At 61.9% G+C, this 19,883-nt stretch carries 16 protein-coding genes; 7 read left to right on the forward strand and 9 right to left on the reverse strand.

Annotated features, from left to right (window positions below; translation table 11 throughout):
- Positions 1-573: 573 nt before the first annotated feature.
- Both JFN93_RS17460 and JFN93_RS17465 read left to right on the forward strand, forming a co-directional pair.
- Positions 574-2,256 carry a B12-binding domain-containing radical SAM protein gene (locus JFN93_RS17460; RefSeq protein ID WP_199385417.1) on the forward strand — a complete coding sequence of 561 codons (1,683 nt, stop codon included), beginning with the start codon at positions 574-576 and terminating at the stop codon, positions 2,254-2,256.
- Positions 2,257-2,463: 207 nt separating this feature from the next.
- A complete protein-coding gene (locus JFN93_RS17465) occupies positions 2,464-2,919 on the forward strand; it encodes a DUF2147 domain-containing protein (RefSeq protein ID WP_199385418.1) in 456 nt (151 codons plus the stop codon).
- Positions 2,920-3,162: 243 nt separating this feature from the next.
- On the opposite strand, the gene JFN93_RS17470 is transcribed toward JFN93_RS17465, so the two are convergent.
- On the reverse strand, positions 3,163-3,639 hold the full coding sequence (locus tag JFN93_RS17470; RefSeq protein ID WP_199385419.1) for a GreA/GreB family elongation factor: 477 nt from the start codon (positions 3,637-3,639) through the stop codon (positions 3,163-3,165).
- Positions 3,640-3,669: 30 nt separating this feature from the next.
- Positions 3,670-4,194 carry a surface-adhesin E family protein gene (locus JFN93_RS17475; RefSeq protein ID WP_199385420.1) on the reverse strand — a complete coding sequence of 175 codons (525 nt, stop codon included), beginning with the start codon at positions 4,192-4,194 and terminating at the stop codon, positions 3,670-3,672.
- Positions 4,195-4,460: 266 nt separating this feature from the next.
- Between JFN93_RS17475 and JFN93_RS17480 the strand changes: the two genes are divergently transcribed.
- Positions 4,461-4,712 (forward strand): hypothetical protein, encoded by a 252-nt coding sequence (locus JFN93_RS17480; RefSeq protein WP_199385421.1) that lies wholly within the window; start codon positions 4,461-4,463, stop codon positions 4,710-4,712.
- A gap of 114 nt (positions 4,713-4,826) precedes the next feature.
- Here the strand turns inward: JFN93_RS17480 and JFN93_RS17485 are convergent, their stop codons facing one another.
- Positions 4,827-5,837 (reverse strand): PilZ-like domain-containing protein, encoded by a 1,011-nt coding sequence (locus tag JFN93_RS17485; RefSeq protein ID WP_199385422.1) that lies wholly within the window; start codon positions 5,835-5,837, stop codon positions 4,827-4,829.
- Positions 5,838-6,100: 263 nt separating this feature from the next.
- Between JFN93_RS17485 and JFN93_RS17490 the strand changes: the two genes are divergently transcribed.
- The 4 genes from JFN93_RS17490 to JFN93_RS17505 all read left to right on the forward strand — a co-directional run bounded on the left by JFN93_RS17490 (position 6,101) and on the right by JFN93_RS17505 (position 11,121).
- Positions 6,101-6,343, forward strand: coding sequence for a cytochrome c3 family protein (locus tag JFN93_RS17490; protein ID WP_268898838.1), 243 nt, complete (start codon positions 6,101-6,103; stop codon positions 6,341-6,343).
- A gap of 728 nt (positions 6,344-7,071) precedes the next feature.
- Positions 7,072-9,078: a molybdopterin-containing oxidoreductase family protein gene (locus JFN93_RS17495; RefSeq protein WP_199385424.1), complete on the forward strand. Its 2,007-nt coding sequence runs from the start codon at positions 7,072-7,074 to the stop codon at positions 9,076-9,078.
- Positions 9,079-9,170: 92 nt separating this feature from the next.
- Positions 9,171-10,103, forward strand: coding sequence for a chemotaxis protein CheV (locus JFN93_RS17500; protein ID WP_199385425.1), 933 nt, complete (start codon positions 9,171-9,173; stop codon positions 10,101-10,103).
- The gene (locus tag JFN93_RS17505; RefSeq protein WP_199385426.1) at positions 10,093-11,121 is read left to right on the forward strand and encodes a glycosyltransferase; all 1,029 of its coding nucleotides are present in this window, start codon (positions 10,093-10,095) and stop codon (positions 11,119-11,121) included. The genes JFN93_RS17500 and JFN93_RS17505 overlap by 11 nt, the downstream gene beginning before the upstream one ends.
- 132 nt (positions 11,122-11,253) lie before the next feature.
- Here the strand turns inward: JFN93_RS17505 and JFN93_RS17510 are convergent, their stop codons facing one another.
- From JFN93_RS17510 to odhB, 6 genes are all read right to left on the reverse strand, one after another.
- Positions 11,254-11,973 (reverse strand): response regulator, encoded by a 720-nt coding sequence (locus JFN93_RS17510; protein WP_199385427.1) that lies wholly within the window; start codon positions 11,971-11,973, stop codon positions 11,254-11,256.
- Positions 11,974-12,541: 568 nt separating this feature from the next.
- A complete protein-coding gene (locus JFN93_RS17515) occupies positions 12,542-13,411 on the reverse strand; it encodes a diacylglycerol/lipid kinase family protein (RefSeq protein WP_199385428.1) in 870 nt (289 codons plus the stop codon).
- 70 nt (positions 13,412-13,481) lie between these two features.
- On the reverse strand, positions 13,482-15,932 hold the full coding sequence (locus JFN93_RS17520; protein ID WP_199385429.1) for a Lon protease family protein: 2,451 nt from the start codon (positions 15,930-15,932) through the stop codon (positions 13,482-13,484).
- 100 nt (positions 15,933-16,032) lie between these two features.
- A complete protein-coding gene (gene lipB, locus JFN93_RS17525) occupies positions 16,033-16,665 on the reverse strand; it encodes a lipoyl(octanoyl) transferase LipB (RefSeq protein ID WP_328754249.1) in 633 nt (210 codons plus the stop codon).
- A gap of 218 nt (positions 16,666-16,883) precedes the next feature.
- On the reverse strand, positions 16,884-18,296 hold the full coding sequence (lpdA, locus tag JFN93_RS17530; RefSeq protein ID WP_199385431.1) for a dihydrolipoyl dehydrogenase: 1,413 nt from the start codon (positions 18,294-18,296) through the stop codon (positions 16,884-16,886).
- Between the two features lie 267 nt (positions 18,297-18,563).
- Complete coding sequence (odhB, locus tag JFN93_RS17535) at positions 18,564-19,871, reverse strand: 2-oxoglutarate dehydrogenase complex dihydrolipoyllysine-residue succinyltransferase (RefSeq protein WP_199385432.1); 1,308 nt, start codon at positions 19,869-19,871, stop codon at positions 18,564-18,566.
- Positions 19,872-19,883: the final 12 nt, after the last annotated feature.

The raw sequence follows: 19,883 nt of genomic DNA on the forward strand, positions 1-19,883 counted from the left end.
AGTTCTCAATCATTTACGAGGGAAGAATGCCCGTTATGTAGCCGATGGGGCATTTACACAAAATCCTTTACACGCCCCGAAAACAAAGGTGTATTTAAATGAAATACCAGAGGTGGTAATTGTCGATACCAGGGGTGGCAATTGTCGACACCAAGGGTGGTAATTGTCGGTACCAGGGGTGGTCATTGTCGATGCCAGGATGGTCATTGTCGATGCCAGGGGTGGTCATTGTCGATGCCAGGGGTGGTCATTGTCGATGCCAGGGGTGGTCATTGTCGATGCCAGGGGTGGTTAATTGTCGATACCAGGGGTGGTAATTGTCGATACCAGAGATGCCCAATGCAAAAACCAGAGGTGCCCAATGCAAAAACCAGAGATGCCCAATGGAAAGCAAGCGGTGCCACATTGGAAATCATGAGAGGCCAGATGGTAATAGGGAGGGGCAGGATGCCATCGGGAAGCAACCGGTGGAAATGTAGATGACATGTCGTAAATGGGGATCGCTCCGCTGGAAATTAAGAGACCGCCAAAATCAACGTGCGATGCCGCACGGATTCCGTTACAATCCCGCCCATGAAAGTTCTTCTCTCCACCCTGCATGCGAAGTACGTCCATGCTTCCCTTGCCCTCCCCTACCTTGCCTCCGCCTGCCGTGACATCCCCGGTCTCGAATGCGAGATCCTGGAGATGACCGTCAACGAGCAGAAGGACGAGATCCTGGCGAAGCTTTACGCCGCCGGCGCCGAGGTGGTCCTCTTTTCGTGTTACCTGTGGAACACCGAGCAGACCCTCAAGCTCGCCTCGGACCTGAAGCAGCTGCGCCCCGAAACGGAGATCGTGCTGGGGGGGCCCGAAGTCTCCTACGGCGCCTTCGACCTGATGCAGCGCAACCCCGCTATATCCTGCATCGTGCGGGGCGAAGGCGACGCCTCCTGCCGGGAGCTGCTCTATGCGCTTTGCCACGGGATGCCGCTCGACCACATTGCCGGGATCACCCACCGCGAGGGGGACGACGTCATCGCCAACCCGGACCGGGCGCCGATCGCGAACCTGGACGACATACCCTCGCCGTTCGCCCTCGGACTGGCCGACCTGGCCAAGCCGCTGGTCTACGTGGAAACCTCCCGCGGTTGTCCCTTTTCCTGCGCCTTTTGCATGTCTTCCCTGGAAAAAGGGGTCCGCTCCTTCTCGCCGGACCGGATCTGGGCCGACCTGTCGCTTTTGATGGAGCGGGAAGTCCGCACCGTGAAACTGGTGGACCGTACCTTCAACTACGACGCGCAGCGGGCCAACGAGATCTGGCGCTTCATCCTGCAGCACAACCGGACCAGCCGCTTCCACTTCGAGATCGCCGCGGACCTCCTGACCGACGCCAACCTGGAGCTGCTCCGAACCGTCCCCCCGGACCTTTTCCGGTTCGAGATCGGCGTGCAGTCGGCGGGTGAGGAGACGCTGGCCCAGGTGGAGCGGCGCTCGCACCTGCACCGGCTCTTCGAAAACGTGCGGCGGCTGCGGGCCGAGACCGCGGTCACGGTCCACCTCGACCTGGTGGCAGGGCTTCCCGGGGAGGACCTGAACGGCTTTCTGGCCTCGCTCCAGGGGCTGCTGGATCTGGAACCGGACCACATCCAGGTGGAACCGCTCAAGGTCATGAAGGGTACCCGGATGCGGGTCATCGCCCGGGAGGAGGGATATGCCTACTCGGAAACCGCGCCGTACAAGATCCTGCACACCCCCTGGCTGACCTACGCCGAAGTCCGTCACATCGAGGCAATCAGCCGGCTCGTGGAGGGCATCTACAACAGCGGACGCTTCAGCGCCACCGTCAAGGAACTGGGATCGGGCGCACCGTTATCCGCCTTTTTCGCCTCGGCGGCGGCACATTTCGAGGCCCGGGGGATCACCGCGAACCTGCCGCTTACCACCCTGTTCGAGGAGGTTTGGGAGTACGTCAAGAGCCGTGCTGCCGGCGACGAGTTGGAGCGACTGCGCGAGGCGCTGACCTATGATTACTGCCTGGTCGGCTATCCCGGCGGCAGTCTCCCCTCCTTCTTTGCGGCCGAGACCGCAGGGTCAAAGCGGGACAAGACCCTGCCGGAGGGATTGCCCCAGGCCCGAAATGGCGAGCGGGTGCGTTACTACCGCCGCCGTTTCGCCCGGGATTACCGACAGATTCCGTGGGTCGAGGAGCCGGCCGACATCACCTTCATCTACCGCAGCGCCCCGGGAGAAGGGCTCAGGGTGCAGGCCGTATGACGTTGGGAGGTCCGGTAATGCCGTAGGAGGCATTCCTGCCGCGATTAGCTCTCATTCGCGCCAGGAATGGCGCTCCCACAGGGTACGCAGCCGCCCCCCGTGCAGATTGGATGGACCTTAGAAGGTTGGATTGGGCTTATAATTTACGGGCGCAGCACGCTGCACCCGTAAGAACAAAGCGTGAAGATCAAGTTGGAGGAGATGGCTATGAAAAGAGCCTCCTTAGTAGTAACAGCTCTGCTTCTTTTGATCGCTTCCCGGGCACTTGCCTTCACCGCCGACGACATCCTGGGGATCTGGACCGATGAGGAGCAGCGCTCCAAAATCGAGATATTCCACTGTGCCGACCATTATTGCGGCAAGATCGTGTGGCTGAAGGAAGCGGTCTTCGCACCGGGAGATACGCACGGAGCGGCCGGTCAACCAAGAACGGACTGGCACAATCCGGATCCGGCTCTGAAGGATCGAAAGCTCCTGGGACTCAGGATCATGGATGGGTTCGACTTTCGCGGGGACGACACCTGGGGCGGCGGCCAGATCTACGACCCGCGGTCCGGGAAGACCTACAAGGGGAGAATCAGGATGGAGTCCAAGAACCGGCTCTTTTTGAAGGGATACGTCGGCATCCCCCTGTTCGGCCGCTCCACGACCTGGACCAGGTAACCTCAAAGGGGACTGGCTCCGTAGGTGCCAGTCCCCCTCTTTTTGATTACCGCCTACGGCGGATCGCGCCAGGAATGGCGCTCCCACAGGTGGCCACCCATGCGGGCGCTTCCGTTAGATATTTCTTTCCTTCCCACCGGAGCCTGTGCTTAAATGGACAAAAAAACAGGGCTGATCGTGATAGAGGAAGCTGCTTCCAATACCACGGTCATCCCTGTTCATGTTTCTGGGCCCTGAGCTGTCTTACGCCGGTTTGCTGGATCCTATCGCCAGGATGGTCACGGTGAGATCCCCGGCCGGGCGCTTGATGGTCACCTCGTCGTCCACCTTCTTCCCCAGAAGGGCCTTCCCCACCGGCGAATCCACACTGATCTTACCCTGGTTCACATCGAACTCGTCCGGGCCCACCAGCTGGTACGACTTCTCGTTGCCGTCCTCGTCCTCGTAGGTAACCCAGCAGCCGAAACTTGCCGCGGTCGGATGCAGGGGGGGATAAACCACCTTCACGACCTTGAGCCGGTCGCCCAAATGCTTGAGTTCCCGGTCGATTTCCCTCAGCCGTTTCTTGGAGTAGATGTACTCGGCATTCTCGGAGCGGTCCCCCTCGGCGGCGGCATCCGCCATGTTCTTCACCATCCGCGGGCGCTCGGTCTCCCATAAAAAATCGTAGCGTTCCTGAAGTCGTCTGCGCCCTTCGGCGCTGATCATGTTGGTAGGCATCTTTTTCCTTACAGCACGTGGTTTTGGTAGTTACTGCAATGCCGGCTCGGCGGGCGGGACGACCGGGGCCGGTGTTCCCGGAACGGCCGGTTGGGCTTCCGCGGCCGGAGCCTGGGGAGCCTCGGCGATTTTCGGGCCGGTGGAACCCTTGGGACAAAGCGTCTCCTGCACCATTTCGACGATCGATTCCGGCTGGATCGGCTCGTACGGGATATCGTCGGAGGCGACGCTCTTACTGAGTTCCTTGCGGTTTTTGTCGAACATGGCCGTCTCGCGCACCCGGTAGGTTGCATCGGAGCAGTCGAGTTCGTAGTTGGTCAGGATGTAGGAGAGGGTATTCATGTTGTACTCCCTCCGGATGTACTCCCGGTCTTTGGGGACCGTGCGCATCCAGAAGATGAACACGTTGTCCGGGAGGGGGAGCAACGATTTCTGATCGAGGTAGTAACGGATGTCGGCATCTTCGGCAAAGCTGGTCCAGCGTCCTTCCGCCGCGTGAGCCACCGTCGCGGATACTAAAAGAACAAACACCAGTAACGACACTCTTTTCAGCATGTTCCCCCCTTTCCGTCACCGACTCAAACCGGTGGCCATCATAGACGACTTTATTATGGGAAGCAACCTCGGTGAGCGAGTCCGAGGAGATTCGGTCGGTCCGCCGGAGCCTACCTCATCTGCGGCATGCCTACCCTTTTTGAGGCAAACAAACCGGCCGTAACTGGTTATTTTTAAAGCACTTTCCCACACCGGCGGCTTTTTTCGACTTTGGCACGGCCGATGCTACTACCAGATCAGGCAGTACAACACAAAGGAGAAACACCATGAGAAGAAGCATCACGATGTTACTGGCAACTTTGGTATCCGCTTCCGTAGCCTCGGCAGTACTCGCCGCAGAACCTGCTCAGACCGGGGGCGCTGCAGCCACCACGACGGCCGCACCGGCTGACGCCGCGAAAACCGCACCGGCCAAAGAACAGAAAAAACCGGCGGCGCACCGCAAACACAAAAAACACAGCAAAAAGCACCACGCGGCGAAACCGGCTCCGGCTGCTTCCGAAGGAACCACCAAGTAAGGAAGAAGCAGTCGACCGTTGACATAAAAAGAGCCCCGACAAACGCCGGGGCTTTTTTTGTTCTTCTGGGATTTCCTTTCTTGTGGAGCTTCCCCAGTCCCTGGCGCTCCACCCCTAAGGCGCTTCCTTGCGATACTCCCGGATCGCCTTCTCGTAGGTCTTCTGGATCTCGTTGGCGGGCTGGGTCTTTTGGTAGGTGGTCAGGTAACGGATCAGGAAGAAGCAGGCCGCCAACAAAAACAGCGTCCATAAGGACCGCAGCACGATCTGGCGCACGGTAAGCCGCTTCGGCGAAAGCTCGATGGAATACTCCCCCCGGACGTTGGTGCTGGCGCGTTGCGCCAGGTATTCGATCTGCTTCGCCGAGATGTGTTGGAAGATGAAATCCCGGTCCCGCTCATCCATGTGGACGAACTGGAACCCGGTGCGGTGAAACTCGACCCCGTCCTTCGGTGACTTCGGCTCCATGACGTGGATCACCGTCGCCACGGTGTGGACCTGGCGCGGCGGCTCCAAGGGGAGCACGATTTCGAGGTTCACCATGCTGTCGGCCGGGAGGCGCTCCTGAAGACGCAGCAATGCACCTCCGCCCCCCAGGTTCACCGCGGTCCAGGGCACGTCCTGCCACTCCACGTTGATGACGGGCGTTAAACGGGCGGAATGGGCGGCGATGACGAAATTGTCGTAGCCCTGGAACTTCATCCGCTCCAGTTCCAGCCTTTTTTCCCAGTCCGCGTGGATGTCGTCCTTGTTCGCCTCGATGATCTTCGAGTAGGTGACCCGGAGATCGAGGTCGATGCGGAAGAACTGGCGCCGCTCCCGGAGGGTGAACGAGCCGAAAAGCCGGATCTTGAACCGGCGCGCCGAGACGCGCTCCAGGACCATGCTCGAGCAGCTGTAAACGTCCTTGTTCCTCCAGACGCTGACGTCGAGTATGGTCCCCACGGAAACCTTGACCGTGAGCGGCAGCATGTCGCGCGAAATCTGGGCGACGATCTCGTCCTGGTTTGCGGCCTGGACGATCGCCCAGTCACGGAACACACCTCCGCCGGCGAGGGGAATCCCGACCTCGATGCGAAGTCCCTCGCGTATGTATTCCCGATATTCCGCAAACTCATCACGCATGTTCAAGCCCGTTTTTTTATGAATGGAGGATCACAGCATTGCTTCATTTAACGGTAAAACCCGCCAAATTGCAAGACAGCGGCCCCTGCTCTTCTTTACTTCATACATCAGTTATCGACAACAGCAACATCATTCTTGACAAGAAAATCTAATGTGCTATCAAATAGGGCTGGTTTAACCAAACTCGGTGTGAAAGGAGCGTTATGAAGAATGTAGTTAAGGTAGTAGCTGTGTCTATCCTTGTTTTTGCGGCCTCTCAGGCAATGGCAGTCCCTTCTGGCAAGAGCGTTGACTGGAAGACTCCCATGGGGCAGGTTGTCTTCAAGGGGGAGAATCATAAAGCACTGAAATGCAGCGAGTGCCATCCGAAGATCTTCAAAATGAAAAAAGGATCTACCGTAATGAAGATGGCAGACATCAACCAGGGTAAATACTGCGGCGAGTGCCACAACGGCAAGAGAGCCTTCAAGCCGGCCGGCAACTGCGCCAAGTGCCACAAGAAGTAACGGCATTTCCGGCGCATGGTTGACACTAAACCATGCGCCGGGTTACTTCCTCCCCCGATCTTCCCTTTCGATCAAGCCTTCCCAAACAAGACAATTCCTTAGATTCACCGCTCTCCCCTGATGCCACCACGCGATGTAATGCCACCCACGAGGTGGTCACCTATGCTGTGTGGTCACCTATGCTGGGTAGCCACCTATGCTGGGTAGCCACCTATGCTGGTAGCCACCTATGCTGGTAGCCACCAATGCTGGGTAGCCACCTATGCTGGTAGCCACCTATGCTGGTAGCCACCTATGCTGGTAGCCACCTATGCTGGTAGCCACTTATGCTGGTAGCCACTTATGCTGGGTAGCCACTTATGCTGGGTAGCCACTTATGCTGTGGGAGCACTTATCCTGCGGGAGTGCCTACCCTGTGGGAGCGCCTTTCCAGGCGCGATCCGCCGAAGGCGGTAACCACGGTTGCGGTTATTCGCGCCAGCAACGGCGCTCCCACAGGGTAAACAGCTTCCTGCTCATCTATATCTACCGACCCCCGATCGCGACAGCAATATCGCTCCTAAAACATCGCCGGCCCTCCCCGCTCCGCCGCGAAGATTTTTCTGGCATGCCGACGCCGTTGAGGTTACCCTTATGCCTTCCCAAAACCGAAACGTTTTCGTGCCCCTGCAGCGTTTCCCGCCGATGGCGTGGAGGTCCAAGCTGCCGGCGCCGAGGAGGCTTTTTCGATGAGCGCTGTTGTGAAAAGATCGGTCTGTCCGTTCGATTGCCCCGATACCTGCGGCATCCTGGTGACGGTTGAAGGGGAGCGCGCGGTGGCCGTCCAGGGTGACCCGCTGCATCCGTTCTCCCGCGGTACGCTCTGCCCGAAGATGCTCCACTACGAGCGGGGAGTCCACTCGCCGCTGCGGCTCACCACCCCGCTGCGGCGCAGCGGCCCCAAGGGATCCGGCGACTTTGAGCCGATCTCCTGGGAAGAGGCGATCCGGACCATTGCCGAGCGCTGGCGCGCCATCATCGCCGAGCACGGCGCCGAGGCCATCCTCCCCTATTCCTACGCCGGGACCATGGGGGTGATCCAGCGCAACGCGGGGCACCCCTTCTTCCACCGGCTGGGTGCCTCCCGCCTCGACCGCACCATCTGCTCCCCGGCCAAGGGGGCCGGCTGGCAGGCGGTCATGGGAAAAACTCCGACGCCGCACCCGGACGATGCGGGCAAGAGCGATCTTTTGATCCTCTGGGGGATCAACGCCGCCGCCACCAGCATCCACTTCATGCATAACGTGCAGCAGGTGAAGCAGCAGGGGGGAGAGGTCTGGGTGATCGACACCTACCGCACCCCCACCACCTCGGCCGGCGACCGCACCTTCCTGGTCCGCCCCGGCAGCGACGGCGCGCTGGCCCTCGGCTTGATGCACATCCTCGCCCGCGACGGCCGGCTCGACCGCGATTTCCTCGATACCCAGGTGCTCGGCTACCCGGAATTCGCCGAGGAGATCCTCCCCCGGCACACCCCGGAGGAGACCGCCCGGCTGACCGGGCTCGACGTGGCGACGATCGAGGAGATGGCCGCCGCCTACGGCCGCGCCCGGGCTCCCTTCATCAGGGTCGGCAGCGGACTTTCCCGCTACGGCAACGGCGCGATGACGGTCCGCTGCATCGCCACCCTTCCCGCCCTGGTCGGAGCCTATGGCAAGGAAGGTGGCGGCTGCTTCCCGGACACCTCGACCGGCGGCGCCTTCGCCATGGAGGAGCTTTTGCGCGAGGACCTGATGGAGCGCCCGTCCCGGGTCGTCAACATGTGCCAGCTCGGGCACGCCCTGAACGAGCTTTCCGGCCCGCGCATCATGTCGCTCTACGTCTACCACTCCAATCCGGCCGCGGTGACTCCGGACCAAAACGCGGTCCTCAAGGGACTATCCCGGGAGGACCTCTTCTGCGTGGTGCACGAGAAGTACCTCACCGACACCGCCCGCTACGCCGACATCGTCCTCCCCTCCACCAGTTCCCTGGAGCACAGCGACATCTACCGCGCCTACGGAACCTACTGCATCCAACGGGCTCAGGCGGCGATCCCGCCGGTCGGGCAAAGCCGTTCCAACTGGGAGGTCTTCACCGCCCTGGCTGCTGCGCTCGGATTCCAGGAGACCCTGTTCTCGCTCACCGCAGACCAGGTGATCGACCACCTCCTCGCCATCCCATCGCCGCTTCGCGAAGGGATCGATACCGCCGCCCTGGCGCGCGGCGAGGCGGTGGAACTGACCGTGCCCCGCGGCGGCTACGCGACCGCTTCGGGCAAGATCGAGATCCTCAACGCAGCGGAGAAATATCCCCTCCCCTGCTACCTTCCGACCCACGAGGAACAGGGGAAGCTCCCTTTCCGCCTGATGACGGCGCCGACCCCGTACGCGCTGAATGCCTCTTTCTACGACCGGGAAGACCTGCGTGAAAAGCAGGGTGGGATGCAGCTCATGATGAATCCCGCCGATGCCGCCGCCAAGGGGGTTGCCGACGGCGATCGGGTGGTCGCATGGAACGACCTGGGAGAAGTGACCTTCCTGTTGCAGGTGACCGACAAGGTCCCCACCGGTGTCGTCGTGGCCGAAGGGGTCTGGTGGCTCGCCTACGCCCCCGGCAAACGGTCCGTTAACGCCCTGACTTCCCAACGTTTGACCGATGCCGGAGGGGGGAGCACCTTCTACGACAACCGGGTCGACGTGCGGCCGGAAGCGTAAACGAAACGACGTAATAAATTTGCTCATGCTTTGGGGAGTAATGCCGATACAGTATCTATCGTTTTGAGAACTACCCCACAGGCGGAGGAAACATGGAACCGAATGCCAAGATACTGCTGGAAAGCGATACCAACGAGCTCGAGATCGTCGAGTTCCGGATCGACGAGGTTGACGACAAGGGGAACGTCATCCCTTGCTATTTCGGCGTCAACGTGGCGAAGGTACGCGAGATCATCCGCCTGCCGGAGCTGCGCAAGGTGGTCAACGCTAACCCCTGCATCAGCGGCATGATCAAGCTGCGCGACCAGGTCATCTCGCTCATCGACCTCTCCCGCGCTCTCAATAAGAACACCGAAGGGATCACCGCGGACCGCGTACTGGTCCTGGAATTCAACCGGGTCGTGGTCGGCATCCTGGTCCACTCGGTATCCCGCATCTACCGCATTTCGTGGGAGAACGTGGAGCCGCCGGTGAAGGCGATCCACGACGCCAACATCACCGGCGTGGTCAAGATGGAGGACCGGATCATCCTGATCCTCGACTTCGAGAAGATCATCGCCGAGCTCTCCTCCCAGATGGCCCTCAACATGCCCACGGCGGAGCAGTTGCTCCCCCAGGAATCGCTCAACCGCGAGACCAAGACCATCATCGTGGCCGACGACTCCCGCTTCATCCGCGCCACCATCTGCAACACGCTGCGCGAGGCGGGCTACAAGGTCGAAGAGGCGGAAAACGGCGAAGAGGCGTGGCAGCTGATCAGCGCGAAGATGGGGGCATGCGGCGGCAACATCGCGAGCAACCTGAACCTGGTGATCACCGACATCGAAATGCCGCGCATGGACGGTCTGCACCTGACCGCGAAGATCCGCAAGGAGACCGTTCTGGATCCGCTCCCGGTGGTCATCTTCTCCTCGCTCGCCAGCCAGGACAACAAGGCGAAGTGGAAGAACCTCGGCGCCGCCGACATCCTCACCAAGCCCGACCTGCCGAACCTGGTCGAAAAAGCGGACACCCTTGTCATCTGAGCCGAGCTTTGATCTGTCGGTAGTAGTTCCGGTGCTCGACGAGCGGGAGCAGATTGCCCCGCTCTTCGAGTCTCTGCGCCGCCAGATCGAGGTTCGGATCGAAGTCATCCTCTCCGACGGCGGCTCTTCCGACGGCACCGTCGAACTGGCCCGCACCTTGGCGGCCCCAGCCGCTCTCCCGCTGACGGTGGTAACCGGCACGAGGGGGCGCGGCGCCCAGATGAACCGCGGCGCCGCGGCTTCCCGCAGCCCTCACGTCCTTTTCCTTCACGCCGACTCCCGTTTCACCGATCCCCGTGCCCTGCGCAGCGCCCTCGACCGCCTCGCCGCTGCCGAAACGCGGCACTGCGACACCCCGGTTGCCGGTCGTTTTTCACTCATCTTCGCTTTCGACCGCACGCCCCCCCTTCCCTACCGTTTCTACCAATACAAAGCGCGCCTGGACCGCCCCGGCTGCACCCATGGCGACCAGGGATTCTTGTTGAGCCGGCACGCCTTCGAGCGACTGGGCCCCTTTCCCGAGACCTTCATGGAAGACAATGTCTTCGCCGAGCGGGTGCGGGAACAGGGCGCCTGGCTCCTCTTCCCCTCCGAAATCCTGACCTCACCGCGCCGTTTCCTGGTGGAAGGACTCCGTCCCCGGCAGACCTTGAACGCAGTGCTGATGAACCTCTACTGGATTGGAAGGTTGGATCTGCTGGGAGACTTGGAAAGGACCTACCGCCGGCATGGATCGACCGAAAGGCTCGACCTGAGCGCGTTTTTGCCGGCGCTGCGAGAGCGGATCGAGCGTCTGCCGACGGGGGAACGGAGCCGCTTTTGGCAGGAGACGGGGAGCTACGTCCGTTCGCAGGCCTGGCAGCTCGCGTTTCTGACGGACGTCGTTTTGGGGCAGGAAAAGAAAGGGATCTGCCTCACCTTGCATGACGGCATCTTCGACCGGCTCACCGACAATGCACTGGGAAGGCGGATTGCGACGCTGCTGACGAAGTGCTGGTTCCGGATGGTGGCAGGATAGTGCGGGGGGCGGGGGGCGGGGCCAGCGGCGCTGATTTCAACAGGCGGGTTGGGTCGTTCGTAGCAGGTAAGGGCGCAGCATGCTGCGCCCATTTTTATGGTTCATTGATCATTGTGTCATGGATCATTGAACCTACCGTGCCCTCGGAAAGCACCCCATCGCCACGTCCAGGAAAAGCTTGAGTGCGGCGAACTCGCGGTCGTCCAGCCCCCGGAATTCCACCCCGAACCCCTGGGGGAAGGCCGGTTTCGCCCGGTCCTCCCCGATATTCAGCCAGACCACCCGGCCCCCGGCCTCGAAAAGGATCGGGGTCGCCGTAGGGAGGTAGAAGACGAACTTGAGCGGCATGTCCACCCGCGCCGGCTCGTCGGAGGCAATGAAGATCCCCCCCTCCCCGATGTCGAGCGCCCGCGCCGCAAGGGGGCTCTTGTCGGTGAGCAGGAGCAGCGGGAAGTCGCAGCACAGGCGGATGTCCTGCCGATCTACGTTGACGGTGAACTGCCGGACCTTCTCCAGGAAGAGCTCACGGTCCACCGGCCGGATAAGGACGTCGTCGCAACCGGCGCGGAGCGCGCGTTCCCGGTCCCGGCGCTTGTCCGATTCCAGGAGCATGATCACGGGGATGGAGCTGAGATCGGGATCGGATTTGAGGAGGGTGCAGCAGGCGGGACCGTCCAGCAGGGGGAGGCTCAGGTCCATGAACACGACATCGGGACGGTCCTTCCGGATCAGATCCAGCGCCTGCACTCCGTGGCTTGCCGAGAGGATATTCACCGGGGTGAGCTTCAGGAACGTTTCCAGTTCCTGGACCACCCGCGCCTCGTTTGCCAAAAGCACCCTCGGTTTTCCCATCCTGAGTTCCTCCGCGGCCGCCCGGAGAGGGAGCGGCAATTAGACCCGCGTGACGCTCGTATTAATCCTCCAGGTCGCGCAGTTTGTCAATATGGAAAAACCGCCGTATTTTCTCTCTCTGGGCAGGCTGACTGCAAAGAAAGGCAAGGGGCTCCTTGAGGCCTCTGAACGGCCTCAGCGCCATTCTCGGGCGTCCGTCCATTCTCGGGCGTCTTTCTGTAGGAGCGACATTCTTGTCGCGATCGAGTCTGTTCAATGAGCAATGTAGCTGCCTACCCTGTGGGAGCGCCTTTCCAGGCGCGAATAACGCAACGGTTGTTACCGCCTGCGGCGGATCGTGCCAGGAATGGCGCTCCCACAGTGAATCCCACAGTGAATCCCACAGTGAATCCCACAGTGAATCCCACAGTGAATCCCACAGTGAATCCCATAGTGAAGATAAAATCGCTTCAATGGATATGAAGAGCGGCATCCGCGTCCACCTTTGACATAGAGCGGTAGAAAAGAAAAGGGCGCAGCATGCTGCGCCCCTACGGTTCTCCGCCAACGTTTCCGTTGGTGCAATCCCTCAGACAATCACCCGGCAGAAGTCCGCCAGCGACCTTACCTTGACCGGCAGCCGCCCGCAGGGGTCCCCGTCAAGCTGCACCGCCTTCTCCCCGGCCACCTCAAGCTCGGTCGCCTCGATCACCTTCACGTCCGGGCTCTCCGCCACCCTGCCTGAGGCAAGCAAGGCGGCAAGTTTGAGATAGGTAATCCTCCCGCCGGTAATGCAAAGAACCTGGAACCCGGGAGAAAAGATATCGGCCTTGGGAGCCAGCAGGAAGTTTCCGCCGTACTTGGCAGCGTTGCAGACGATGACGCCGTGGCAGGCAACGTTTTTTCCTGCCGCTTTTACCGTGAGGTCCTGGGCATCCCAGTCCACCAGGTGCCGAAGCGCCGACAGAACGTAGGCGCCTTTGCCCCAGCGCCGCTTTTCGCTCAGCCGCACCCCCTCGACCACGGCGCCGTCGACGCCGATTCCCGCCATCAACAGAAAGCGCCGGGTTTCCCGGCATGATTCCAGCTCCCCAACCGAAACCGCTCGGCTCTCCCCCTTGAGCACCCGCGCCACCGCATCATCCAGGGAATGTATCTTCAATTCCCGGGACAAGACGTTGGAAGTCCCCAGCGGCAGTACCGCCAGCGTGGCGCGACCCGGTTCCAGCCCGTTGAGGACACCGTTGATGGTCCCGTCCCCCCCGGCCACCAGGATCAGCGGCGTGGACTCCTCCGCGCAGATGCGGCGCGCAAAAAGGGGGGCATCCTCCGCGCTCCCCGTCGGGAGCAGTTCCGGAGCATATCCCCCCGTCTGCAGCTTTTCCAGGACCCTCTGTATTTTCTCCGTGCGGTACCCGCCGGAGGTGGGATTAACGATGAGAAAACAGCGCCGCGACAAAGATCCTCCCTTCTCGGCATCCCCCCTCACGCAAGGAAGTGGGGGAGTAATGTTTAACGTGAATGAGCACTCAGCTCTTTTCCGCCGTCGGATTATCCTCGATCCGCTGCTTATCCTTATCCGCCGACGTGACGAAGCGTTTCAGGTTCTCTACCATGGTTTTCAGCCGTTCGTTAATCAAAAAGTTGATGCAGCCGGGAGGGAAGGCGCCGTCGGGGCCGGCAACACCGGCCGGCATCCCGGTGAGAAGCTCGATCCCCTCATCGACATGCTTGACGCTCCAGATGTGGAATTTCCCCTCCGCCACCGCCTGGACCACCTCGTCGCTCAGCATCAGGTTGCGCTCGTTGAGCTTCGGGATGATCACCCCCTGCTCCCCGGTCAGCCCCTTCGCCTTGCAGACCGCAAAGAACCCTTCGATCTTGTAGTTCACCCCGCCGATCGGCTGGACGTCGCCGTGCTGGTTCACGCTCCCGGTCACCGCGATCCCCTGCTTGACGGGGACGCCGGAGAGCGACGAAAGGAGCGAGTAGAGTTCGGTAGAGGAGGCACTGTCCCCCTCCACCCCTTGGTAGGACTGTTCGAAGCAGATCGAGGCGGAGAAGGAGAGCGGCTTGTCCTGGGCGAAGCGCCCGCCGAGGAAGCCCGACAGGATGAGCACCCCCTTGTCGTGGATCGGACCGGAGAGCTTCACCTCCCGCTCGATGTTGACCATCCCGGCGCGGCCGAGGTAGACCCGGGTCGTGACCCGGGAAGGGCGCCCGAAGGTGTGGTCGCCCAGGGTGATGACGGAAAGGCCGTTGATCTGCCCCACCACCGCACCAGTGGTATCGCAGAGGATGGTGCCGTCGTCGAAGAATTCCTGGATCCTTTGCTCCATCATGTTGCTGCGGTAAACCTTCTCGCTGATCGCCTTCTTCACCAGGTCCCGGGTCACCAGCGGCACCTTGGCATCGGCGGCCCAGTAACTCGCTTCGCGGATCAGGTCGGAGAGGTCCATCAACTGCGACGAGAGCCGTTCCTGGTCCTCCACGACGCGGCTGGAAAACTCCAGCAGTTCGGCGACGGCGCCGGCATCGAAGGGGAGGAGGTTTTCGTTGCGGCAGTGGGTGGCGACAAAGAGGGCGTAATCGTTAAGAACTTCCGGGGTGCGCGGCACCCGGCTGTCGAAATCTGCTTTCACCTTGAAGAACTTCCGGTACTCCGGCTCCAGGTAATACAAGAGGTAGTAGATCCAGAGCGAGCCGATCATGATGATCTTCGCTTGTAACGGGATCGGCTCCGGCTTCAGGGTGACGAAGGTCATGAAGCGGTACTGCTCCAGGACGTCCTCGATCTTGATCTCGGCATTGCGGATGCAGCGTTTCAGCGATTCCCAGGCGAAGGGGTTCAGCAGCACCTCCCGGGCATCCACCACGAGATAGCCGCCGTTGGCCCGGTGCAGCGCCCCCGGCTTGATCAGCATGAAACTGGTCGTGGCGACGCCCCCCATCTGCATCACGCTTTCCATGCGGCCAAAGAGGTTGTTGTAGGTGGGGTTGGTCTCGAAGATGACCGGAGCGCCGTTGTCGTCGCTGTTTTGGACCAGGACGTTGACCTCGTAACGCTCGAAGGACGGCTCCTGGTGGGGGATCTTGATTCCGGGGATCTGGGGCGGCGGGGGCTGCGGCTTGAAGTCCTCGAGGTTCTCTAGCAGGTCCTCCTGGACGCTTTCCAGGTAGCAGGAGATCTTCGGGGAGCTCTGGTACTTCTCCTTGAGCGGGTTGAGATGGTGCCCGATCGCGGAGAGTCCGAGCTCACGGTCGAGCTGCGCCAGGGCGTCGCGCATCGATTTTTCGTTGTCGCGGACCTGGCGCAGGACGTCGTTCAGCTGGGTGGTGAGCTCCTTGCCGATGCCATCCATCCGGTCCCGCTCGTCCTTGTCCAGCTCCTCGTATTCTTCCTGGGTGAAGTTCCGCCCCTCCTTCTGGGGGACGATCACCAGGCCGGAGACGGTCCGCTGCAGCGCGAACCCCTGCTCCCCGGCCTGCTTTTCCAGATCGGCGAAAAGCTCCCCGGTTCGCTCCTGGAACTGTTCGATCAGGGCGACCTTGTTGCTTTCGTACTCCTTGCTCTCCAGCACCTTCGGGATGTTCACCCGCACGCCGGCCAGGAGATCCTTCATGTCCTCGGCAAGCTCGGCCCCCTTCCCTGCCGGCAGCGGGAGCGCCATCGGGCTGTCGGGGAAGGCAAAATTGTATACGTAGCACCAGTCGCAGGGGGGTGGCTCCGTCTTGGCGCGTTTTTTCAGGATATGGCCGATCGTGGCGGTCTTGCCGATCCCCGCCTCGCCGGCCAGGTAGAGATTGAACCCGTTCTGCTCCATTCCCAGACCAAAGCCGATGGAGGTCAGGGCCCGCGCCTGCCCTATGCTCGTCTCGAGGTTGCCAATCTCCTCCGTGGTCTTGAAGCTGAAAACGGAGAGATCGCAGCGCCACTTGAGTTTCTCGACCGGGACCTTGCAATCGTCAATAACAGCCATGGAAAACCTCCTTGCCAGCCCGGGAAGCGGGAAGCGGGGCTGGGTGGCACCTTCGGAAGACAGGGTAAACAGTTTACATTAGGTCCTTGTTATTGCTGCTTCACGCCGCGGCGAAAAAAGCGTCCAGCGAGAGTTCGAATTTGGTCCGCACCAGTTCTTTGATTGCGGGTAGCGACACCTCCGCGCCGCCTTCCGCGGCTAAGGAGGTCATTGGGCAGGAGGCGATGCCGCAGGGATTGATGCGCCGGAAGGGAGCGGCGTCGAGCGAGACGTTGAGGGCAAAGCCGTGCATGGTAACCCAGCGTCGGACGCCGACGCCGATGGAGGCGAGCTTGCCCCGTTCGGTCCAGACTCCGGTTTTCCCGGGGACGGAGAATCCCGCAACCGCGCAATCGGCGGCCACCTCCACCAGGAAGGACTCGAGGAAACGAAGGTAACGGTGCAGGTCCCTGCCGCGCCGGGAGAGATCCAGCAGGGGGTAGCCGACCAGCTGCCCCGGGCCGTGGTAGGTGACATCCCCGCCGCGGTTGACCCGTTCGGCGGAGATTGCCGGGTCGAGAACGTTGGCGGAGCTTCCCCCGGAGCCGATCGTGTAGACCGGTTCGTGCTCCAGCAGAAGCAGCGTCTCGCGCCCCCCCTCGCAGACCCGTTGCACCAGGCGCTCCTGCAGCTCGAGTGCTTCCCGATACCCGATCAAGCCAAGGTCGGTGACGTTCAGTGCCATGCGAGTCACCTCCACCGTCGCATTCGCGCCAATAATGGCGCTCCCAGAGCGCAAATCACCAGCCGCACAGAAAATCGGCAGCCCAAGCGTAAACCGGCAGCCACAGCGCAAATCAGCAACCGAAGCATGAATCAGAAGCCAAAGCGTACCCTCCCCTTCAAGGGGTGGGACAGGGTGAGGATGGGGTTCCGGCCCCTAGGCCTAGCCTCACCGCCCCGATCCCGCCTCTATGCATGTATCGCCCGTTTATCCACATCGAGCGCCGCTTCCTTCACCGCCTCGGAGAGCGTCGGATGCGAGTGGAAGGTGAGGGCGATATCTTCGGCGCTGCCGCCGAAGGTCATGGCGGTCACCGCCTCGGAGATGAGATCGGAGGCCCGCGGGCCGATGATGTGGACCCCAAGGAGCCTGCCGTTCTTCGCGTCGGCCAGGATCTTCACGAACCCTTCGGTCTCGTCCATGCAGCGCGCCCGGCCGTTCCCCTGGAAATTGAATCGTCCCACCCGGTATTCGACCCCCTCTTCCTTGAGCGCCTCCTCGGTCTTGCCGACCGACGCCACCTCGGGCCAGGTGTAGCAGACGCCCGGCACGAACTCGTACTCCACGATGCTCTTCTGTCCGACCAGGCGTTCCGCAAAGACCACCCCTTCCTCCATCGCCTTGTGGGCGAGCATCGGCCCGGCGATGAGATCGCCAATGGCATAGATGCCGGCAACGTTGGTCTGGTAATCCTGGTCGACGATGATGCGTCCCCGGTCGACGGCAATGCCGAGCGCCTCGATGCCGAGCTCGGCCGTGAGCGGCCGGCGCCCTACCGCCACCAGGACCTTGTCGCAGGTAAGTTCCTGGGACTCGCCCTCGCTCTCCACGACCGCCACGACCTGCTCGCCCCGAATTTCCGCCTTGGCGAGCTTGGCCCCGAGCAAAAAGCGGATCCCCTGTTTCTTGAGGGACCTAAGCAGCGCGTCCGCCACCTGCTGGTCGCTCCCCGCGATGAGCCGCGGCAGCATCTCGACAACGGTGACCTCGGCCCCAAGGCGACGCCAGACCGAGCCGAGCTCAAGGCCGATGTAGCCGCCGCCGACCACCATGAGGTGCTCCGGAACCCGGTCGAAGGAAAGCGCCTCGCGGGCGCTCGCCACCAGGTTGCCGTCGAACTTCAGGAAGGGGAGTTCCACCGCCTCGCTTCCGGTCGCCAGGCAGATCTTTTTACCGAGCACGGTCTGGCTGCCGTTCGCCCCGGTAACCTCGACCTGGTGCACGCCGTCGGCCCGGGCACCCTGGAGCCGGGCCACGCCGGGAAAGGTGGTCACCTTGTTCTTCTTGAACAGGAAAGCGACCCCGTCGGTGAGTTTTTTCACCACGTCTTCCTTGCGGGCCATCATCTTCGGGAGGTTCAGGACCGGCGGGGCGATCTCGATGCCGTGGCCGGAGAACTTCTCCTTGGCGAGATGGAACAGCTCGCTGGAGTCGAGAAGCGCCTTGCTGGGGATGCATCCCTCGTTCAGGCACACTCCGCCCATCGATTCGCGCTTTTCCACGACGGCGACCTTCATTCCGAGCTGGGCGGCACGAATTGCCGCAACGTATCCGCCGGGGCCGGCGCCGATAATGATGAGATCGAAAGTTTCTTCTGCCATATCCCTATCCTCCGCACTCCATTGATGAAAACCGAATTCGCGCCAGAAATGGCGCTCCCACAGGTTTAAACGATCCGCGTCCATTGATTCATCCGCTCCGCCTGAGGCAGCGGTGAATCGCGGCAGAAATGCCGCTCCTACGAGTCAGGAGGCCGCTGCGCCCCTCCGCGTCCTCTGCGGTGCGCTTGCCAAAACCAAAAAGGGTTCAGAAATCACCGGGAAATCTGAACCCTTCGGTTGCGGGCAGGCTTGGCCGCACCGCGGCACTCATCCTTCCAGAAGCAACTCCTGCGGATCCTCGATGTACTCCTTGACCCGCTTCAGGAAACCGACCGCCCCTTTCCCGTCCACGATCCGGTGGTCGTAGGAAAGGGCCAGGTACATCATGGGGCGAATCACCACCTGCCCCTCGCGGGCAACCGGACGCTCCTGGATCGAGTGCATCCCGAGGACCCCGCTTTGAGGCGGATTCAGGATCGGGGTGGAGAGGAGCGAGCCGTAGATGCCGCCGTTGGAGACGGTGAAGGTTCCCCCCTCCAGATCCGCCAGCTCGAGACGGTTCTCCCGGATCCTGGTCCCGAACTCCACGATGGCCTGTTCGATCTGGGCCAGCGTCAGCCGCTCTGCGTTGCGCAGCACCGGGACCACGAGCCCCTTCTCGCTCCCCACCGCGACGCCGATGTCGCAGTAGTTATGGTAGACGATGTCGTTCCCCTCGATGCTCGCGTTCACCTCCGGGAATTCCACCAGGGCTTCACAACAGGCACGAATGAAAAAGGACATCAGCCCGAGCTTCACGTTGTGGCGCTGGAGGAAATGCTCGCCGTGCCGTTTGCGCAGCTGCATCACCTCGGTCAGGTCCGCTTCGTTGAAGGTGGTGAGCATGGCGGTGTTCTGGCGCACCGATACCAGGCGCTGCGCGATCTTTTTCCGGAGCGGGGACATCGGTTTCCGGGTGATGCGCCCCGGTTCGGCAGGGGAAGCTTCCGGTGCCGGGCGGGGGGCGGCCTCCAACCCGGAAGGCGCGGCCGGAGCCGGTCCGGGCGTCGCCTTTGCCTCCGGTGCCGGCTCCCGGCGGCTTTCCGCCTCGTGGCGCCGCAGATCCTCTGCAGTCACCCGGCCGCCTCGGCCGCTGCCGGCCACGCCGTCGGCGGCGATCCCCAGCTCGCGGGCGAGCTTGCGTCCCGCCGGGGAGGTGGGGGGCTCTTCGTGCGGCTCGGCGGCGAGCGGCGGGGTTTCCCGGGCCGTCTCGCGTCCCGGCGCCGCCTTGGTCGGCTGGGCGGGGGGCGGCTCGGCCGGTTGCGCCGCCGGCTTTTCGGCGGGCTTCGGGGCCGCCATCGCTGGCGCCCCCTCGTTGATGTTGCCGATGACCGTGCCGATCCGGACCGTCTCGCCTTCGGGCACCACGATGTTCAGGACACCGGCGGCATCGGCCTGGATCTCCAGGGTGATCTTGTCGGTTTCGATCTCGCAGATCGGTTCGTCCTTGGCGACCGCGTCACCCTCCTGCTTCAACCAGCGGGCAACGAGCGCTTCCATAACCGATTCGCCTACTGCAGGGACCTTTATTTCCATAGGGGTTCTCCC

This window comes from Geomesophilobacter sediminis, assembly GCF_016458275.1.
GTDB lineage: Bacteria > Desulfobacterota > Desulfuromonadia > Geobacterales > Geobacteraceae > Geomesophilobacter > Geomesophilobacter sediminis.